16 protein-coding genes and 1 tRNA gene are annotated in these 18,676 nt (G+C 35.2%); 10 read left to right on the plus strand and 7 right to left on the minus strand.

The genetic code is table 11. The features are described from left to right. Window positions 1–14: 14 nt before the first annotated feature. Window positions 15–1,334, minus strand: a complete 1,320-nt coding sequence (locus VB798_RS01885) for a hypothetical protein (RefSeq protein ID WP_323255375.1) — start codon at window positions 1,332–1,334, stop codon at window positions 15–17. A 698-nt stretch (window positions 1,335–2,032) separates the two neighbouring features. On the opposite strand from VB798_RS01885, the gene VB798_RS01890 reads away from it, so the two are divergent. The 3 genes from VB798_RS01890 (at window position 2,033) to VB798_RS01900 (ending at window position 4,813) form a co-directional block, all read left to right on the plus strand. Continuing rightward, window positions 2,033–3,016, plus strand: a complete 984-nt coding sequence (locus VB798_RS01890; RefSeq protein ID WP_323255376.1) for a pyruvate dehydrogenase complex E1 component subunit beta — start codon at window positions 2,033–2,035, stop codon at window positions 3,014–3,016. A 100-nt stretch (window positions 3,017–3,116) separates the two neighbouring features. Continuing rightward, entirely contained in the window at window positions 3,117–3,905 is a 789-nt protein-coding gene (locus tag VB798_RS01895) for a hypothetical protein (protein WP_323255379.1), read from the plus strand. Between the two features lie 299 nt (window positions 3,906–4,204). After that, the gene (locus tag VB798_RS01900) at window positions 4,205–4,813 is read left to right on the plus strand and encodes a class I SAM-dependent methyltransferase (RefSeq protein WP_323255382.1); all 609 of its coding nucleotides are present in this window, start codon (window positions 4,205–4,207) and stop codon (window positions 4,811–4,813) included. A 129-nt stretch (window positions 4,814–4,942) separates the two neighbouring features. Here VB798_RS01900 and VB798_RS01905 read toward each other — a convergent pair whose 3' ends face one another. Beyond that, window positions 4,943–5,203, minus strand: a complete 261-nt coding sequence (locus VB798_RS01905; RefSeq protein ID WP_323255384.1) for a hypothetical protein — start codon at window positions 5,201–5,203, stop codon at window positions 4,943–4,945. A gap of 247 nt (window positions 5,204–5,450) precedes the next feature. Further along, a complete protein-coding gene (gene dinB / locus VB798_RS01910; protein WP_323255386.1) occupies window positions 5,451–6,530 on the minus strand; it encodes a DNA polymerase IV in 1,080 nt (359 codons plus the stop codon). 232 nt (window positions 6,531–6,762) lie between these two features. On the opposite strand from dinB, the gene arfB reads away from it, so the two are divergent. The 4 genes from arfB to VB798_RS01930 all read left to right on the plus strand — a co-directional run bounded on the left by arfB (window position 6,763) and on the right by VB798_RS01930 (window position 10,473). After that, a complete protein-coding gene (arfB, locus tag VB798_RS01915) occupies window positions 6,763–7,179 on the plus strand; it encodes an alternative ribosome rescue aminoacyl-tRNA hydrolase ArfB (RefSeq protein ID WP_323255389.1) in 417 nt (138 codons plus the stop codon). Window positions 7,180–7,379: 200 nt separating this feature from the next. After that, window positions 7,380–8,420 (plus strand): agmatine deiminase family protein, encoded by a 1,041-nt coding sequence (locus VB798_RS01920; RefSeq protein ID WP_323255391.1) that lies wholly within the window; start codon window positions 7,380–7,382, stop codon window positions 8,418–8,420. 615 nt (window positions 8,421–9,035) lie between these two features. Continuing rightward, complete coding sequence (locus tag VB798_RS01925) at window positions 9,036–9,641, plus strand: hypothetical protein (RefSeq protein ID WP_323255392.1); 606 nt, start codon at window positions 9,036–9,038, stop codon at window positions 9,639–9,641. A 52-nt stretch (window positions 9,642–9,693) separates the two neighbouring features. Then, window positions 9,694–10,473, plus strand: a complete 780-nt coding sequence (locus VB798_RS01930; protein ID WP_323255394.1) for a sulfite exporter TauE/SafE family protein — start codon at window positions 9,694–9,696, stop codon at window positions 10,471–10,473. A gap of 43 nt (window positions 10,474–10,516) precedes the next feature. On the opposite strand, the gene VB798_RS01935 is transcribed toward VB798_RS01930, so the two are convergent. From VB798_RS01935 to VB798_RS01950, 4 genes are all read right to left on the minus strand, one after another. After that, window positions 10,517–11,764, minus strand: a complete 1,248-nt coding sequence (locus VB798_RS01935) for a hypothetical protein (RefSeq protein WP_323255396.1) — start codon at window positions 11,762–11,764, stop codon at window positions 10,517–10,519. A gap of 264 nt (window positions 11,765–12,028) precedes the next feature. Next, window positions 12,029–12,102: transfer RNA gene (locus VB798_RS01940), tRNA-Arg, on the minus strand. A 310-nt stretch (window positions 12,103–12,412) separates the two neighbouring features. Continuing rightward, window positions 12,413–14,029: an ABC-F family ATP-binding cassette domain-containing protein gene (locus VB798_RS01945; protein ID WP_323255398.1), complete on the minus strand. Its 1,617-nt coding sequence runs from the start codon at window positions 14,027–14,029 to the stop codon at window positions 12,413–12,415. A 226-nt stretch (window positions 14,030–14,255) separates the two neighbouring features. Next, entirely contained in the window at window positions 14,256–15,164 is a 909-nt protein-coding gene (locus VB798_RS01950; protein ID WP_323255400.1) for a LysR family transcriptional regulator, read from the minus strand. A gap of 115 nt (window positions 15,165–15,279) precedes the next feature. Between VB798_RS01950 and VB798_RS01955 the strand changes: the two genes are divergently transcribed. From VB798_RS01955 to VB798_RS01965, 3 genes are all read left to right on the plus strand, one after another. Continuing rightward, window positions 15,280–15,810, plus strand: a complete 531-nt coding sequence (locus VB798_RS01955) for a DUF3237 domain-containing protein (RefSeq protein ID WP_323255402.1) — start codon at window positions 15,280–15,282, stop codon at window positions 15,808–15,810. 120 nt (window positions 15,811–15,930) lie between these two features. After that, the gene (locus VB798_RS01960; protein WP_323255404.1) at window positions 15,931–16,707 is read left to right on the plus strand and encodes a crotonase/enoyl-CoA hydratase family protein; all 777 of its coding nucleotides are present in this window, start codon (window positions 15,931–15,933) and stop codon (window positions 16,705–16,707) included. A 159-nt stretch (window positions 16,708–16,866) separates the two neighbouring features. Then, the gene (locus VB798_RS01965) at window positions 16,867–18,654 is read left to right on the plus strand and encodes a feruloyl-CoA synthase (protein ID WP_323255406.1); all 1,788 of its coding nucleotides are present in this window, start codon (window positions 16,867–16,869) and stop codon (window positions 18,652–18,654) included. Window positions 18,655–18,676: the final 22 nt, after the last annotated feature.

Below are 18,676 nucleotides of genomic sequence, written 5' to 3' on the forward strand. Positions count from 1 at the left end.
CTTATCAGCTTTTATCATAAACGTTTCGCAAGTTGAGTTACGTTAATAAGTGGTATTTTAGTATTATATCTTTCATTGATTTTTTTAATCGTTTCATTGGCAATTACTGCACTACCAATAGCAGTGGGGTGTATTCCATCTTCCGAAAAGAAATTGCCATTGGGGAATGAGGGGTCAATAAATAAACCATCTTCGGTATGGTATTTACCCGCTAAAATCGTTTTATAAAGGCTATACATATCCACAATGGGTAGGTTATACAGTTTGGCAAAATGCTCGGTTGTATTGGTGTTTAATACATCCTTGATTATAATTCTGAATTGCTTGGCTTCATCCGCAGAAATTACATCTTCATCCAGCAAAATAGTTTTTTGATTACTTGCAAATGCCTTTTTTATACCATCCCTAGGAATTAATAGCGCACTGTTGCTCAATGCTTGCCCAGTTGTATTGTTTTTAAGCATTAATTGATTTGCTTGATATAAATGAAAGTATGGGAAATCAAGAAAATCAGGCATATTATATAACACCATTTTTAGCCCTACTTTTGTGTAGTTTCTAATAAATGTGTGTTTTGGGTAAAAGTATCCTTCATGTAACCTATTCTGAATAGCAAAATTTTGAGTATGGCATGCCCAGCCAATCCATGAATCTAGGTCTTCAAAGTGAAGTAGCAGATGTGTTTTTTTTTGGATTGTGTAGGCAAAATAATTAAATGGAGTTTCGTTTGTTCCTTTGTCAGCATAAAACCGAAATAGATAACTGAAATACGGCTCTTTGCCTTTAGGATAATAAAAATAGCTATTTGATGAATCCGAATTGGTTCCGGGGCCTTCTGGCCAAGATATATTATCTACATGGGTTCCTTTGAAGGGAGTGAATACTAGTGGCGTCTGTGAGATAATAGCGGTTTGGTTGGTTACTTTTTTCCAAGATGGCAGACTAGCTTTTCGGTCATAGATTAGATAACCGCTTCCATTACCTTGTTCTTTTTCAAATAATGGAGAGATAAATGATTGAAGTTGCATCTGATGGGCGATTAGCTGTGGGATAGAGGTCATTTGCCCTTCTCTATACAATCCTCCATTTCGACTACCAGATGGAAATGAACCACCGAGTGCTACCATTCTAATTGCTGAGGTATCTCCCTGTTGTCGAAGCGACTCGATATCTGGTGTGAAAGCTACGGGGGGCAATTGGATATCGTCTTTGACGGGTAAAGAAATCTCCTCTGTGATAATGGAAACAGGTGTTTCTTCTATTATGACTGAATCAGGTTTACATGCAGAAAGAACGGATATGATAAGTAATGAGTATAGCGTACTAGGTTTCATAGAAGTTACATTTTCTGGTCATATTCAGTAAACGAGTATAACCCATTGAGGTTTATTTTATATAATTATTCTTATTGAGACCAGCGTTGAAAAGAGCATGATTACTCGTCAAACAATCTGAATATTCGGTAGAACACATAGAATATTATAGAAATTATAACAAATAACAATATTGTATTCCAACTAAAATTACCTGTTATTATAAAGTCATAAATAACTAATATCAAGAACAATAATAAAATGCTTGAAATTGAATACTTGAGAAATGAAAAGATTTTTTTTATAGATGAATTAAACTTCATGATGTAGCTGTATCAGGTGATTGATTTTATTCCAATTTATATTATTAATCACTCAGTTTGTTCATAGCTTTGAAAGTACTGTGGAATATACTACAATTTTTTGTACAGGCAAACTTATAAAAAGCATAATATTTTTGCAATGTAGTATTGTTGTACACTCTAACGTAAAAAACAAACGCTAAGCCATGGTACTTTGATATGCTCCAAGCCTATCACTTCCAACTAAATTGAGAATCTCTCTTCTTTAGAATCCTTAAAAAAATCATTTCAATCAATTTAAGTGATAATTTACCTATTTCGCCGTTGGCAGTCTGAGGTTTGTTATCTAATTTTACGCAGATTTTGAAGACAGAATCGTTTCGGCGATTCTCAACCTGAACACGATAAAAATAACCAATGAGAGAAATACAATTCAGAGAGGCGCTTCGTGAAGCATTAAACGAAGAAATGCGTAGAGACCAGTCAGTGTTTTTGATGGGCGAAGAAGTAGCCGAATACAATGGTGCTTACAAAGTATCACAAGGTATGTTGGATGAATTTGGTCCAGACCGTGTGATTGACACACCTATCGCAGAATTAGGTTTTGCGGGTATCGCTGTTGGTGCAGCCGCTAATGGTTTGCGTCCAGTAGTTGAGTTTATGACTTTTAACTTCTCGTTGGTAGCCATCGACCAAGTAATCAACTCGGCTGCCAAAATGATGTCTATGTCTGGTGGACAATACTCTTGTCCAATCGTTTTCCGTGGACCAACTGGAAACGCAGGTCAATTATCATCACAACACTCATCTAACTTTGAAAACTGGTTTGCTAATACTCCTGGTTTGAAAGTTGTAGTTCCTTCAAATCCTGCTGATGCAAAAGGTTTATTAAAATCTTCAATCCGTGATAACGACCCAGTTATTTTCATGGAATCTGAATTGATGTATGGCGATAAAGGTCTTGTGCCAGATGGAGAATACTTAACTCCAATAGGTAAAGCACATATCGTAAAAGAAGGTACAGACGTTACAATCGTTACTTTCGGTAAAATGCTTTCAAGAGTAGTAATGCCAGCAGTAGCTGAATTAACTAAATTAGGCATTAATGCTGAAGTAATTGACTTAAGAACAGTTAGACCAATTGATTACGAAACAATTATTGCTTCTGTAAAGAAAACAAACCGTTGTGTAGTAGTTGAAGAAGCTAACCCAATTGCTGCTTTATCTTCAGAAATCGCTTATAACGTACAACGTTGGGCTTTTGATTTCATGGATGCACCAGTAATTCGTGTGAACTCATTAGATTTACCACTTCCTTACGCACCAACTTTGTTAGAAGCCATTCTTCCAAGCGTTGCTCGTACTATTGAAGCTGTAAAATCGGTTACGTATAAGAAATAATCGTTTCTGAAATTTAATATCAAAAGCCTTTTGAGTACCCTATGGTTATTCAAAAGGCTTTTCTACTATAAAATCATTTTAACCAACAATATCTACCATCATGTTACAACGCTACAAAAACATTACACTATTGCTTCTTGCTATTTTAGTTTTAGGAGGTTGCTCTTCAAAAAAATCAGATGATATTGAACCACAAGCAACAGCCTCGTCGCTCCCCAAAACGGTAAAAATCGAAACTTATGGCAGTAAAAACCCTACTTCCTATGCTTACACTTGGAAAGACAATCTTTTAACTTCCTATACAATTACAAGCCTAAATACTTCTACCAATAGGGATTTTGTAAGAACCTATGAATTTACTAGAAACACAAAAAACCAAATCAAAACTGAAAAATATAGTTATAAAGGTGCTGATTATGCAGATGGAAGTCAATCGTATGAATATGAATACAATACAGATGGCTCAGAAATTATATTAGAAAAATACATGCAGTGGATTTATAATAATAAAGGACAGTTGACAACCCTTAATTATACAAACCCATCTCAATGGACAAAAACATTTGAAAAGTTTGAGTATCAGAGTGATGGACAGTTGACAAAGTATCAATTCAAAAGTAATATTGAAACTATATGTAGTTTGGGAGAATTTACTACGGTAGAAAATCCTTTGTATAAATTCACGGAAAATACACAGTTTTTAAAATTGTCATACAGTGATGGACAGATTGTTGCGCTGTTTGCTTCTAAAATGATTCCTAAGTCGGTGATAAATGGTGACTTCTCTAATAAAATAACTTATACATTGGATAGTCAGCAACGAGTTAGCACCATTGCATTAGTATCTAGCTTTGGTATAACTTTGTTTAAAATTACTATTGGTTACTAATTAATAGTAGGGCTTATTAATGTTTTTTATACTATCTCGTATGAGTAATACGTGATTAACAAATAGCGGTTGCCTGTCAATTCCCATGACTGACCGCCCGATTTGGCAACACAACTAGCCCAGCTTGGCCTAGTGTTTTTCAATATGTCTGTGTGTAAAGGTAACAGCTAAATTGTGTTGATACTCATCTTGTTGGTGCATTGATGTCAAGAAGGACTGAAAATACCAACCCCAAGTTTTTTAATGCTTTATATTATCTTGCATTAGTAATGCTTGGTCAATCATTAAAAAGATGCTGTATGGAAAAAAGGGAAACAAAAAACGTTTACGAGGTCTATAACAAGATAGCTACTTGGTTTTCAGAAAATAGGGATGAGGTATTAATGGAGAAAAAATACCTAGACGATTTAATAGCTCAATTACCCGCTGAAGGCACTGTTTTAGATGTGGGTTGCGGTACCGGAAAACCAATATTAGCCTACTTAGTTAATCAAAACGTACAGGTTACTGGCGTAGATGCCAGTAGTAAGATACTTGATATTGCCAAAGAAAACCTCCCAACAACAACGTTTATTTTACAAGATATGCGTTATTTGGACATAAACAGACAATTCGATGCCATCATTGCATGGCATAGCTTTTTCCATCTTCCGGTCGCCGACCAACCATTGATGTTTACGCTTTTTGAAAAACACTTAAACCCTAATGGTATTTTACTGTTTACTTCTGGTACCGAAAACGGTGAAGCTTGGGGAATGTGTGGTGGAGAAAACCTATTTCATGCGTCTTTAGATACCGACGAATACCATAGCTTGTTAGAAAAACATTATTTTAGGGCATTGAAACATGTGATTAACGACCCAGACTGTGGTTATGCCACCGTATGGATGGCTAAATATTTACCATAAATAGGGTCTTATCATGTTCAAGTGTGATGGAATTTAGAAGAAATTGCGAGATTCTCGAAGAATCTCGCAATTTCTTTAAGTATTACAATTTGTATAATAGTTTTTAATGATTGATATAGAGAAAAAGCTTTAGTCTATATCACGAGGTCTGCTTTTTCGGTCAGAGTATATTTTTTTTATGAGGTATTCGGTATTTACTTCATCCTCCCAACTGCCGAATGAACTAAAGTAAGCCTTTTCTGACTCATCTTGATGATTTTCATTTGGTTTAGGCTTCTTTTCAGAAGTAACAGTAATTGTTAGTTGCTCTTCGTTTTTAAAGAGGTCTTTAATAGTTTTCAATAAACTATCATTAATTTCTGTAGGTTTGATGTTATAAGTTGCGTGCATAATTTTAATACTTTTACCGTTATTTTATGACTATTTTAGATTTATATTAAGTAAGGATTTACGCTAATTTTATAAATGAGGATATTGGATAAAAGTATTTAAATAAGCTATACTATTTTATCACAAATATATAAATTTTGTGAAATTTTCAAACAAAAATTGAAAATTTCTTAGATTGAAATGCGTGTTAAATGTGGAATGGATGTGTTTGGAAGAGGTTTTGTTGATGTAAATGCAATTGAACTTCTTAAAACTCTAAAGTCAATTGTTTTCCTACCATATCATCGGCAGATTCTAAATTGGAGAGTGAAATACCTAAGAGACGTACTCCTTTAGGAATTGGATATAATTGTTCAAGTAAATCAAAAGCGATTTTTTCGAAAAAAGTACTATCAAAAATAGGAGAGAGTGTGGTTCTACTTCTGGTAATGATTTGAAAGTCTTTGAATTTTACTTTTAAATGAACGGTTCTACCATATACTTGCGTGCGGTCGCAGTATTTCCAAACGTCGTCAATAATGGGTTTTAAACCAGCTTCTAATTCTACTCTTGTTTCCAAATCTCGCCAAAAAGTATTTTCAGAACCCACAGATTTACGTATTCTTTCAGTATTTACTGGTCTGAAATCAATGGCTCTGGCAATGTTATAGTAGTACTTCCCAGCTTTTCCGAAGTGTTTTGTTAGGAAGTTTTCATCGTATTGCCGTAAATCTAAACCCGTAAAAATATTCATTTTGTTCATTTTCTCGGCGGTTACTTTTCCGATGCCATGAAAACGATATACTTCTAAATCTTCTACAAACTTTTCTCCTTGATTTGGTTTTATCACAAATAATCCATCAGGTTTTTTATAATCTGATGCCAATTTTGCTAAGAATTTATTGTAAGAAACTCCAGCGGATGCCGTCAGTTGAGTTCTTTCTTTGATTTTCTCTTTAATTTCTTTGGCAATTGCCGTTGCCGAAGCGATGCCTTTCAGGTTTTCTGTAACATCCAAATAGGCTTCGTCTAAAGAAAGTGGTTCAATCAAATGAGTATATTCTGCAAAAATCTCTCGGATTTGCTTTGAAGCGACTTTATAGCTTTCAAAGCGAGGCTTTACAAAAATTAAATTTGGACATTTACGAGCAGCCACCATTGAGGACATCGCCGAACGAACGCCAAACTTACGAGCTTCATAACTGGCTGCTGCCACCACGCCACGCTCACGAGAACCACCCACAGCTACGGGTTTTCCTCGCAAAGCAGGATTGTCTCTTTGCTCCACAGAAGCATAGAAAGCGTCCATATCGATATGAATTATTTTTCGTATGTTTGTTTCGGGCATTTTTAGCTATGAGCTTCGAGCCTTGAGCTGTCAGCTTTCGGTAATCAGTTTTCAGCAATCAGATGTCGGGAATCAATTTTGTTAAAAAAGATGTTTACTTATCTCATGACTAGAAGTGAATATAAATGAAATAAAAGATTAAATAAAATACACTCAATCTTGCTTCTTTTGTCCTTTAGTCTTAAAGTCTCTAAATCACTAATTCACAATTCACTCAATCACAATTAAAAATATGTCTTTAGCCGAATTATTAAAACAAGATTTTAGTCCTGAATTCCAATTCCAAGCCTCAAGAAGTGGCGGAGCGGGCGGACAAAATGTCAATAAAGTTGCTACTAAAGTAGAACTCCGATTCAATGTAATCAATTCCGTTTTATTAGACGAAATTCAGAAAAATACACTACAAGAAAAACTAAAAAATCAGATTAATTCTGAAGGAGAATTAATCATTGTGTCGCAAGAAGAGCGAACACAATTACGCAACAAATCCGTTGTGATAAAGAAATTCTATGATTTGCTCAAGAAAGCACTTTTTGTTCCTAAAAAGCGAAAAGCCAGTGAACCCACTTTTGCATCCAAGATGGATAGACTAAAAAGCAAAAAAATCGCTTCGATTAAGAAAGTGAATAGAAGAGGGATTATTTTTTAATTTGAAAATTTGAGGATTTGAAGATTTGAAAATGATACATACTCTTAGTCAATTTGATGAGTTGCTAATTTGGAAATGAGGAATACACCATAGTTAGTTTTTAAATTAAATACCCATTTTCAAATCTTCAAATTTCCAAATCTTCAAATCAAAATATCCTTCTTCAAATTAAGTATATTTGCACCTTAAACAAATTAAAAATGCTTACTCCAAAATCTCAAGGATATTTTTTCCCTGCCGAATGGCATCCACACGTAGCAACTTGGCTTACTTTTCCACATAACGACCACTCTTGGCAAGATGATAAATTAGCCAAAATGTACCCTCAATATTTTAATTTCATCAAGGCAATTTCTAAAGGAGAAAAGGTTTGTTTGAATGTAAATGATGAAAAACTAAAATCATTTATTTTGAATGAATTGCCCAAATATGGTATTGATGAAACGCAAATTGAAATATTAATCAACCCAACAAATGATGCTTGGTGTAGAGACCACGGTCCAGCATTTTTGATTAATCCTGAAACCAAACAACGTATGATTGTAAATTGGGGTTATAATGCTTGGGGTGGGAAGTATCCTCCTTTTGATGATGATAATAATTTGCCTACGAAAATTGCAGCATATCGTGGTTTGAATGCCGTTACTCCCGGAATTATTATGGAAGGTGGTTCGGTAGAATTTAACGGAGAGGGAAGTGTACTCACTAGCCGCTCGTGTTTGTTGAATCAGAATAGAAATCCACATTTGAATCAAGCTCAAATAGAACAATACTTGTGTGATTATTACGGACAAGAACAAGTGCTTTGGGTAAATGATGGCATTGTTGGTGATGATACCGACGGTCATGTGGACGATACCGTTCGTTTTGTAAATGCCGATACAGTAGTGGCAGCAGTAGAGTATGATAAAAATGATGATAACTACGAAGTTTTGAATGATAATTTACAGTTGCTCAAACAAATGCGTTTGGTAAATGGCAAGCAATTGAATGTAGTAGAGTTGCCAATGCCTTCGGCGGTGGTGATTGATGAATTCAGAACACCGGGTTCTTATGCTAATTTCTTGATTACCAATGCTGGTGTGATTGTTCCTACTTATCAATGTAAGAATGATGATATTGCTTTAGATATACTTTCTGGGCTTTTCAAAGACCGTCCAGTGATAGGTTTGGATGCTACCGATATTATTTGGGGACAAGGAAGTTTCCATTGTTTATCTCAGCAAGAGCCTGCGGTTTAGTTTTTTGACTTTAAGATTTTAGGAAGCAAGACCTAAGATGAAAGACTAAAAGATTAGAGGTTTCAGGATGTTAGGGAAGTTCCTTTATATGCACTCTGAGTGCATTAGAGTTCGCTTGGAGTGATCTTACATAGCACTCCGAGTGCATTAGAGTTCACTTAGATTGGTCTTTTATAGCACTCTGAGTGCATTAGAGTTCACTTAGATTGGTCTTTTATAGCACTCCGAGTGCACTAGAGTTCACTCAAATTGGTCTTGTATAGCACTCTGAGTGCATTAGAGTTCACTCAAAGTGGTCTTGTATAGTACTCCGAGTGCATTAGAGTTTACTTTGAGTGGTCTTACAGGTCACTCCGAGTGCATTAGTAAGGGTTTTGGAAAAATTGATGAAAAATTTTAAGGTGAAGTAGAATTGGGAGGAATAGAATGGAGGATTTCTGTTTGCCACAAGCTAAATGCTATTTTTGATATTTAGCTTGTGTGGATAAGGAATTTATTTTTAAATTTATGTATTGGCTAATCTGCTTAAAAGAGTAAAAAGCTTACTTAAAATCAAAATTAATTGTTTTACCAATCTTCAAGATACTTTAATACATACCTTAACATTTTACAAACATGAAAACTACCTACACAAATTTCGAAATCACCGTTGAGAATCTATTCGGAGATAACCTTGTTTCATTTGAAATTACAGCTCATCAAGAGGGTAAATCAGGACGTTTTAGTGTGTTCTTCCATTCGTTTATCCCTTTTTTGAAAAAGCATTACCCTGAGCAAGGAAAATACATCCAACAAATCAGAAAATCTTTGGGTGGGTATGGTCCTAAAGAGGAAGAAGTACTTGCTGTATTACAAGATGAAGACTTTGACTTTGAACAATATTTCATTTTATTTGTTGAAAAAAACTACAATATAGAAGCTGAAATAGCGAGACAAACCAACCTAAGAAATACTCCAGAGACGGAAGAAGAAAAAGCTGATTTTAGAGCGTTCTTTAGTAAATTTGAGGCACTCATTCCTAAAAATCCTATTAATAAGAGTAAGTTTTTAGATACTTTGGAGCAAGTGGTACTTGCACATTTAATTGATAATTATCTTGAATTGACCAATGCTGAACCAGAAGATATTAAAAAACTGAATAGAATACTTGGAGAATATATTCCTAAATTAGGATATGATTTGATAGACCATATTGAAGACATTCGAAATAGAGATGCTTAATATTGATGACAGATTTGTCTGGCAACAATATGAAAAACCAAAACCCTAATAAATGCCCATACACGATATTACACTTCAAACTTTATTATTACTTTCTTGTTTTGCTTTTTTAGCTGGTTTTATAGACGCCATTGTTGGCGGAGGAGGTTTGATCCAATTACCTGCTTTGTTGATTTTTCTTCCACAATATGCTATTCCTACCATTATTGGTACGCATAAATTAGCATCGGTTTCTGGCACTTTGGTAGCGGCTTCACAATATATCCGACAAGTAAAAGTAGATTGGAAGGTAATGGTTCCGTCTATTATTGCCACAGGATTATTTGCTTTGATGGGAGCGAGGTTGGTTACTTCTTTGGATAAAAATGTGTTAAAACCTATTATTCTAGTATTATTAGTCTTGGTGCTAATTTATACCTTTTTGAAAAAAGATTTAGGGACAAACCATACACCCAAATACATCGGTAAAAAGTTTTTAGTTGGTGGATTGTTGACTGGGGCTATTTTAGGTTTTTATGATGGATTTTTTGGACCCGGTATGGGAAGTTTTTTAATCTTTGCCTTTGTATCAATTTTTGGTTTAGATTTTCTTCATGCCTCAGCTTATGCCAAAATATTAAATTGTGCTTCTAATATTCCAGCCATCATTTTCTTTATGTCATCTGGTGATGTACTTTTTGAGGTCGCCATTCCTTTAGGTATTGCTAATATTATCGGTTCAGTAATAGGCACTAAATTGGCTTTATTAAAAGGTAGCTCTTTTGTAAGAATCTTTTTTCTAATTGTTGTAACGGGTGTAATTGCAAGGTTTGCTTATGATATTTGGAAATGAAAAAGCCTTGCTATTGGTATTAACAAGGCTTTTAATTTGATGGTTATTTGCATTGATAAACATAATCAATATTTCGTCGTTTTATACTACTCCCAGTAAAAGTCTCTTCGCTAGATAAAATATAGCCTTTGCTATCAAAAGTATAAACAACTGCGGATTGTGTACTTACTGTTCCTAATGGGTCATAATAAATTAGTTTTGTTCGATGATTTTTATTATTTGCTCCAAAGCTAAGGTTACCATAATTAAATGGATAGACGACCTTTGTCTTGATTGCATTGAATGTCCAAGTTGTGAATTCATTGATTAAATACCTACTTGTACTTTCGTCGGTATAAAAGAGTTTAATGTAATTTCCATTGAGGTACTCTGCTTCATAAATGGTAAAACGGCTCTCAAATTTCTCTCCATTAGTAGCGTCATAAAAAAACTTAGTGGTTTTAATGTTATTTCCATTCGTATCATAAGTCTCATTATCAACCTCACTAGGGAAATTATCCTGTCCAGAATAATAATATTCTCTTTTATTTACTCTTCCATTTTTATCACAATATACTTTAGAATAATGCTGGCTATTTCTAAGAATGGTTACATAAGGCTTTATATCAGAGCCAAGGTTAGCCTTATTTTCCAAATAAGTATATTTTACATTAAATACAGCACTATCTGATAATCGTAAGGTTTTAACATTCAATTCAGCCAGTGTATGTTCATCACTGTAAGTATGAGTATATTCGTTTACAGTAGATTCATTGATATTCGTGTAGGTTTTAAGCAAACAATCTGGCGTTCCGTTTGTACTTAGAATACTCTGTAGAGATTTGTACTGTAGGGTTCGGGAGTATTTTGTGATTTTATCAGTTGTAAGTAATTTATTAAACTCATCAATGATTGTTTTCAAGCCATTTTCATCTTCACTAATTTCTAATATCCCATCTTTTAATGTAACACTTAATTGCATGTATTTTTCAGTATTCTTACTAATTATGAGAGATTTTCCAGATACCATATAAGTAAAATTTACGCCATCCATTGTACCCGTGCCACCTTCTCTAAAAACCCAAGTGCTTATTCTTGTGATATGCTGAGTAGCTCCATTGGCGCTGATTGATAAATCATCGGTTAAATCTATTGTTTTGCCACCAACAGTTGCAGCGCCATTAGCACTTTGAAATTTCCATGTTCCAGCGATATTCTGAGTAGGAGTAATTTCTTCAACAAGCTTTGTGGTACATGAAATTGAAATAAGTAAAACAATGCATAAAGCGATGTGTACAGATTTAGTAAGCATATAGATATTGATTTTAATTTGGGAATCTTTTTTGGAAATGAGGACTTCCAAGCCTAAATAGATTGGAATGCGGTATGTGTATTTTCAACACAGAAAAAACGCTATTTAGTTTTGTGAATAACTTACTGAGAATCTCCACGAAAGCTGGTTTGGTTACTATTATCGTTGGATTTATTTTGAGATGTGAGGGAGTATATGTTCTGTAGAGATTTTAGGAGAAAACAAAAAAAGCCTTTCTGCATATTGCAAAAAGGCTTTTGGGAGTGGTCTCGTAGGGATTCGAACCCCAAACCTCCTGATCCGTAGTCAGGTGCTCTATCCAATTGAGCTACGAAACCGTATTATTTTAATCTTTTTTCCCGTTGTTTGGGACTGCAAAGGTAGTAGGTTATTTTTCTAATCCAAAACAAAAAAGTAGAAAAATTTAAACTTTTTTGTAAGCTTCTGATTTTTAATAGTTTAAAAATAGATTTTTTTTACTGATTTAGAAGGAATAAGAAATTAAGTAAAAAATACCTCACTTACTTCGGTAAGTGAGGTATTCTACATATTACAAAAAGCCTTTTTAGTTGTGGTCTCGTAGGGATTTGAACCCCAAATCTACTGATTTGTAATTGCCGAAATCCGATAACCGAAATCCGACATCAATTAATATATTTTCTCTTTCTGCTCTTTTACTTTTGCATCAGTGATATAGTCATCAAAGTTCATCAACTTGTCTAAATAGCCTTTTGAACCAAGTTCAAGGATACGGTTGGCTACTGTCTGAGTAAGTTGGTGGTCATGACAAGTAAATAAAATAGTTCCTGTAAAATCAACCATCCCGTTGTTCAAAGCGGTAATTGATTCTAAGTCTAAGTGGTTGGTTGGTTCATCAAAAATGGCAACATTAGCGCCCGAAAGCATCATTCTTGAGAACATACAACGTTGTTTTTCACCCCCAGAAATTACTGTACATTTTTTCAAAGCTTCATCGCCTGAGAATAACATTCTTCCCAAGAATCCACGAATAAATGATTCATCTTTTTCTGTAGAATATTGACGTAACCAATCTACTAAATTCAAAGAACTATCTTCAAAATACTTGGCATTGTCGTTAGGTAAATAAGATTGGGTTGTAGTTACTCCCCATTTATATGTCCCTTCATCGGCAGTACGTTCGCCCATTAAAACATCGAACAAAGCACTTACAGCCAAAGAATCACGAGAAAGTACTGCTAATTTATCGCCTTTTGTTAAAGTAAATGATACGTCTTTGAATAAGTAACCGCCTTCAGGATTTTTTACTGATAAGCCTTCAACTGATAATAATTGGTCACCTGCTTCACGTTCTGGCTTAAAGTTGATAAACGGATAACGTCTTGATGATGGCTTAATATCTTCAACTTGTAATTTATCCAACATTTTCTGACGAGAAGTAGCTTGTTTTGACTTCGCTACGTTGGCAGAGAAACGACGAATAAATTCTTCTAATTCTTTACGTTTTTCGTCCGTTTTCTTGTTTTGGTCAGCACGTTGGCGAGCTGCTAATTGTGATGATTCGTACCAGAAAGTATAAGTACCACCATACAATTGAATTTTTCCGAAGTCTAAATCGGCAATATGCGTACAAACGTTGTCAAGGAAGTGACGGTCGTGAGAAACAACAATTACGGTATTTTTGAAGTTCGTCAAGAAGTTTTCTAACCAAAGGATAGACTCAATGTCTAAGTTGTTGGTAGGTTCATCTAATAATAAAATATCTGGTGAACCAAACAAAGCTTGAGCCAAAAGTACTTTCACTTTTTCAGAACCCGAAACGTCTTTTAATAAAGTATAATGCAAATCTTCTTTGATGCCCAAACCACTTAGCAATTGTCCTGCTTCCGATTCTGCTTCCCAACCATTCATTTCAGCAAATTCCGCTTCAAGGTCAGCAGCACGGTTTCCATCTTCTTCTGTAAAATCTTCCTTCAAATAAATGGCATCTTTTTCAACCATAATATCATAAAGACGCTTATTTCCCATGATAACCGCTTGTAAAACAGGTACTTCTTCATATTCAAAATGGTTCTGTTTTAACATTGACATACGTTCTCCGGGATTCATCGTTACTGAACCTGTTTGAGATTCGATTTCTCCAGATAGAATCTTTAAAAAAGTAGATTTCCCAGCACCGTTGGCTCCGATGAGACCATAGCAGTTACCTTCTACAAATTTGATATTTACTTCTTCAAAAAGTACCCGTTTACCAAAACGGAGTGATACATTTGATACGTTTAGCATTATTGTAATTATTATTGCTGGATATAGACATCAACAATCGGAAATTGTTCAGTCATCTTGTTGTAGTTGATTAAAAACTGACGAATCAACTATTTTGTACAAAAAATACATACAAAATTACGACAATGCGCTGAATTGACACGATAAAAAGCTGAGATTAAGAAATTATTATTAAGGTTTTAGGATTGAGAAGAAGAGGTGTAGAAAAAGAAATTGATTTCGGAATTTATAAATCCTTCACCAAAGCAGTCAAAGCTTGAACAGTTGGCGAAACTTTACTAGCTTTATAACACATTGCTTGGGCAATGGCTACTTCTAAAAATGGCGAGCCGTCGGCATTGACCAAGGCTTTACAAACTACGCCTTGTACTCGTGAAGCATCATAAAATGAAGGCACAAAAGCAATGCCTACGCCCAAACTTACCAAACCGCCCAACAATTCAATCGACGATACTTCTTGTACAATAAATGATTCCCGACTAAAACCTGCTTTTCTGCACATTTGCTCAATATCTTCAAAAACCGTGTGTAAAGATTTATTGATTTCAATCCATTTTTCATTTTTCAACTGTGCCAAACGAAGGTTTTCTGCTTGTGCCAATGGATGATTTTCTGAAAGCATTACTTTTAAATAACCCGTTTTAAAAGGCGTCTCTACTAAATTGTTATGCTTCAAAGGCAAAAGCGTAATGCCCAAATCTATACTTTCATTGTTCAAAGCATCTTGAACCGCCAAAAATGTTGGAAGTTCCACCAGTTTTACTTCTATTTCTGGAAAATTGATAGCAAATACTTTCATGATTTCTACCACACGAGTACGAATCATCATTCTGTAAATGCCCAAAGTAATTTCTTTTTGTTGTTTTCCTACTCGTCTGGCAGTTTCAATTGCCTTGTTACTACTTTCTAAAATATTTTTTGCTTCGTTCAGAAAAGCGTTGCCTGCTTCTGTCAAAGCAACTCTTCTAAACTGCGTTCGCTGTACTTTTATGAATAAATCTACGCCAATTTCGTCCTCTAATAATTGTACTTGCTGACTCAAAGCAGGCTGAGAAACATGTAATTTTTCCGATGCTCGTCCAAAATGTAATTCCTCCGCCACTGCTACAAAGTACTTTAATTGTCTTAATTCCATTTCCAATAAGTTTTTCTTATGACAATATTAAAAATAAATATTGGACTAAACGAAGTATATTTTAGATTTTTGATTGATAATTCGCTAAAAAACTATGAATGTCAATTTAAACAAGATGTACAAAGCTATCTTTTCATCACTTCTAATAACTTTTTTGAATCTTAATGCTTTTGCTCAGGACAATCAGCCCGAAGCACCGGGTTTAGCTTTTGTTTGCGAGCTAAAAGTATTATTAAAACCAGCTATCGTTGTTGGTGAAACACCTCATGGTTTACGCAGAATTATCCCGATTGCTGGAGGAACTTTTGAAGGTCCAAGTATCAAGGGTAAAATTTTAGACGGCGGTGCCGACTGGCAAATTGTAAGAAAAGATGGTGTTGCCGAATTGGAAGCACATTACCAAATCCAAACAGAAGATGGCGTAACGATTTATATCAAAAACACAGGTTTACGAGTAGCAACCCCTGAAATTGCTGCAAAAATTGCCAAAGGCGAAAGTGTTTCTCCAAACGATTATTATTTCAGGGCAGTACCAAAATTCGATGCTCCTGCTGGCAAATACGAATGGATGAACAACGCCATTTTTATCTGTAAAGGCATCCGAAACCCTGATAGCGTAAGCATACAGGTTTGGAAGGTACTTTAATTGTGATTGAGTGAATTGTGAATGAGTGAATGATTTTAAAAAAAATAAAAAATCATTAATTCACAATTCACTAATTCACAACTAAATAAATCACTAACTCACTCATTCACTCAATAAAACATGAATATCCCTGAATCGCTGATTGTTGAACAGCAAGATGAAATACTTTTAGTAAAAATCAATCGCCCGAAAAAGCGAAATGCCATTAATGACGAACTCATTTTGGGTTTGGAAACTGTCTTTTCTACCATTCCCAAAGGCGTGAAATGTGCAGTACTTTATGGAGAAGGACAACATTTTAGTGCTGGTTTAGACCTTTCGGAATTGCGTGAAAGAGACATCGTAGAAGGTTTACAGCATTCAAGAATGTGGCATCGTGCTTTAGAAAAAATCCAATTTGGTACTGTGCCAGTGGTAGCGGTCATTCATGGTGCTTGCGTGGGTGGAGGTTTGGAAATTGCTTCGGCTTGTCATATTCGAGTGGCTGAACAAAGTACTTTTTACGCTTTACCCGAAGGACAGCGAGGAATTTTTGTCGGTGGTGGTGCGTCGGTGCGTTTACCCAAATTGATTGGTGCGGCTCGCATGGCTGATATGATGTTTACGGGAAGAGTAATTTCTGCCGAAGAAGGAATTTTGATGGGTTTTTCACAATACTTGGTTTCTGAAAACAAAGGTTTAGAAAAGGGAATTGAATTGGCAAAAAAGATTTCATTGAATGCCGAAATGACCAATTATGCTTTGATGCACGTGTTGCCAAGAATTGTGGATTCTGGTGCTTCGGAGGGTTTGATGATGGAATCTTTGATTTCGACGATTGCCGCTTCTTCGCCAGAAGCCAAAAAACGTTTGGGCGATTTTCTGGAAGGAAGAGCGAAAAAGGTAGGTGAGGATTAGATATGAGATTTGAATTATGAATTATTAGATGTGTTAAGTTTCTCAGATTAGACAAATTTAAAAAGTTGTCTAATCTATCAAATCATCTTTTATTCACAATTCATTCATCAATCTAAAAAAATCTCATAATTATTAATTCAAAATTCATATCTAATCAACATGTTTAAAAACATCCATTTTGGACCAACAGCGACAAAAAAGACTATTCGAGAAGATGGTTCTATTCTGCTGAATTTGGAACAAGCATTAGAGGAATTTCCAGAAAAAATTACTCAAAAATTAGTGCATTGGGCTGAAAATAAACCCGATGAAGTTTTTATCGCAAGAAGAAACGCACAAAATAAGTGGGTAAAACTAACATATTCGGCTACGCTGAACCAAGTAAAATCTATTGCTCAATACTTGTTGAAGCTCAATTTTTCAGCAGATGAAACCATTGTGATTTTATCTGAAAACAGTATTGAACACGCTTTATTGGCTTTGGCTGCCATGCACATTGGCATTCCTTATACGCCAATTTCTCCTGCATACTCTTTGGTTTCAAACGATTTAGGCAAATTACAACATTGCTTAGAATTGATGAACCCCAGATTAGTTTTTGCACAAAATGGAAAAACGTTTGAAAAAGCTTTAGCCTTATCAAAAAACTTATTTCCCAATACTCAGCTTGTTTCGGTAGAAGCAAGTTCTGAAATTGATTTTTCTGTATTACTCAACACTCCTGCAAGCCACGAAGTAGATGTGGCTTTTGATAAAGTCCATAAAGATTCAGTTGCCAAAATATTGTTTACTTCTGGTTCAACGGGTTTACCCAAAGGCGTCATCAACACGCAACAAATGCTTTGTGCGAATTTGCAGCAAATCACACAAGCATTTCCTTTTTTTCAAGAAGAAGCCCCTGTTTTTATCGACTGGCTACCGTGGAATCATACTTTTGGGAGCAATCATAATTTTGGTTTAATCCTCTATAATGGCGGTACGCTTTATATCGACGACGGCAAACCTACGCCTAAAGGCATAGAAATTACGGTACAAAATCTACGAGAAATTTCGCCAACGGCTTACTTCAACGTTCCCAAAGGTTTTGAAATGTTGATTCCTTATTTTGAAAAAGAGCCAACTTTAAGAAGTACTTTCTTTCAAAAATTAAATATTTGTTTTTATGCAGGAGCAAGTTTGGCTCAACCTGTTTGGAACAAAATGGAAGCATTATCTATCGAAACGCTTGGCGAAAAAATACCCATTATTACGGGTTTGGGTTGTACAGAATCGGGGCCTTCTGCTCTTTTCGCTAATTGGGGCGGTAGTTATTCGGGTTTATTGGGTGTTCCGATTGCAGGTTTGGCAGTAAAATTGGTCGCAGACGGCGATAAAATGGAAGTACGTTACAAAGCACCCAACGTAACAAAAGGTTATTGGAGAAATCCAGAAGCGACCCAAAAAGCATTTGACGAAGAAGGGTTTTATAAAACTGGTGACGCTGTAAAATTTGTAGATGAAAATTGTCCAGATAAAGGCTTGATTTTCGATGGCAGAATTGCCGAAGATTTTAAACTTTCAACAGGTACTTGGGTAAATGTGGGCGTTTTGAAATCGAAAATAGTTTCAACGGGCTCGCCTGTGGTGCAAGATGTGGTGATTGCAGGTTTGGATAAAGAGTATATCGGCATTATTTTATTTCTGAATGCAGATGTTTGTAGAAGCTTGATTGGCGAAGAGTTAAGCAACGAAGAAGCTTTTCAACATGAAAAAATAAAAGAATTTGTTGATGAATTGTTAATCAAACTCAACAAAACAGCTACAGGAAGTTCTACTCGAATCGAAAAAGCTGTGGTAGCCATTGAAGCACCGTCGATAGAAATAGGCGAAATTACTGACAAAGGTTCGCTAAACCAAAGAGCGGTTTTGAAACATCGAGCAGAGATTGTTAAGAGGTTATTTGAATAAATTAAAACCTCACCCCCAACCC

The organism is Arcicella lustrica, from assembly GCF_034930985.1.
In the GTDB taxonomy this organism is placed as follows: Bacteria; Bacteroidota; Bacteroidia; order Cytophagales; family Spirosomataceae; genus Arcicella; species Arcicella lustrica.

Coding starts and splice junctions, on each gene's coding strand:
- VB798_RS01950 (WP_323255400.1), bottom strand. CDS start 15,164: ATGGAATTAAGACAATTAAAGTACTTTGTAGCAGTGGCGGAGGAATTA.
- dinB (WP_323255386.1), bottom strand. CDS start 6,530: ATGCCCGAAACAAACATACGAAAAATAATTCATATCGATATGGACGCT.
- VB798_RS01895 (WP_323255379.1), top strand. CDS start 3,117: ATGTTACAACGCTACAAAAACATTACACTATTGCTTCTTGCTATTTTA.
- VB798_RS01945 (WP_323255398.1), bottom strand. CDS start 14,029: ATGCTAAACGTATCAAATGTATCACTCCGTTTTGGTAAACGGGTACTT.
- arfB (WP_323255389.1), top strand. CDS start 6,763: ATGTCTTTAGCCGAATTATTAAAACAAGATTTTAGTCCTGAATTCCAA.
- VB798_RS01890 (WP_323255376.1), top strand. CDS start 2,033: ATGAGAGAAATACAATTCAGAGAGGCGCTTCGTGAAGCATTAAACGAA.
- VB798_RS01930 (WP_323255394.1), top strand. CDS start 9,694: ATGCCCATACACGATATTACACTTCAAACTTTATTATTACTTTCTTGT.
- VB798_RS01935 (WP_323255396.1), bottom strand. CDS start 11,764: ATGCTTACTAAATCTGTACACATCGCTTTATGCATTGTTTTACTTATT.
- VB798_RS01920 (WP_323255391.1), top strand. CDS start 7,380: ATGCTTACTCCAAAATCTCAAGGATATTTTTTCCCTGCCGAATGGCAT.
- VB798_RS01900 (WP_323255382.1), top strand. CDS start 4,205: ATGGAAAAAAGGGAAACAAAAAACGTTTACGAGGTCTATAACAAGATA.
- VB798_RS01885 (WP_323255375.1), bottom strand. CDS start 1,334: ATGAAACCTAGTACGCTATACTCATTACTTATCATATCCGTTCTTTCT.
- VB798_RS01905 (WP_323255384.1), bottom strand. CDS start 5,203: ATGCACGCAACTTATAACATCAAACCTACAGAAATTAATGATAGTTTA.
- VB798_RS01960 (WP_323255404.1), top strand. CDS start 15,931: ATGAATATCCCTGAATCGCTGATTGTTGAACAGCAAGATGAAATACTT.
- VB798_RS01955 (WP_323255402.1), top strand. CDS start 15,280: ATGTACAAAGCTATCTTTTCATCACTTCTAATAACTTTTTTGAATCTT.
- VB798_RS01925 (WP_323255392.1), top strand. CDS start 9,036: ATGAAAACTACCTACACAAATTTCGAAATCACCGTTGAGAATCTATTC.
- VB798_RS01965 (WP_323255406.1), top strand. CDS start 16,867: ATGTTTAAAAACATCCATTTTGGACCAACAGCGACAAAAAAGACTATT.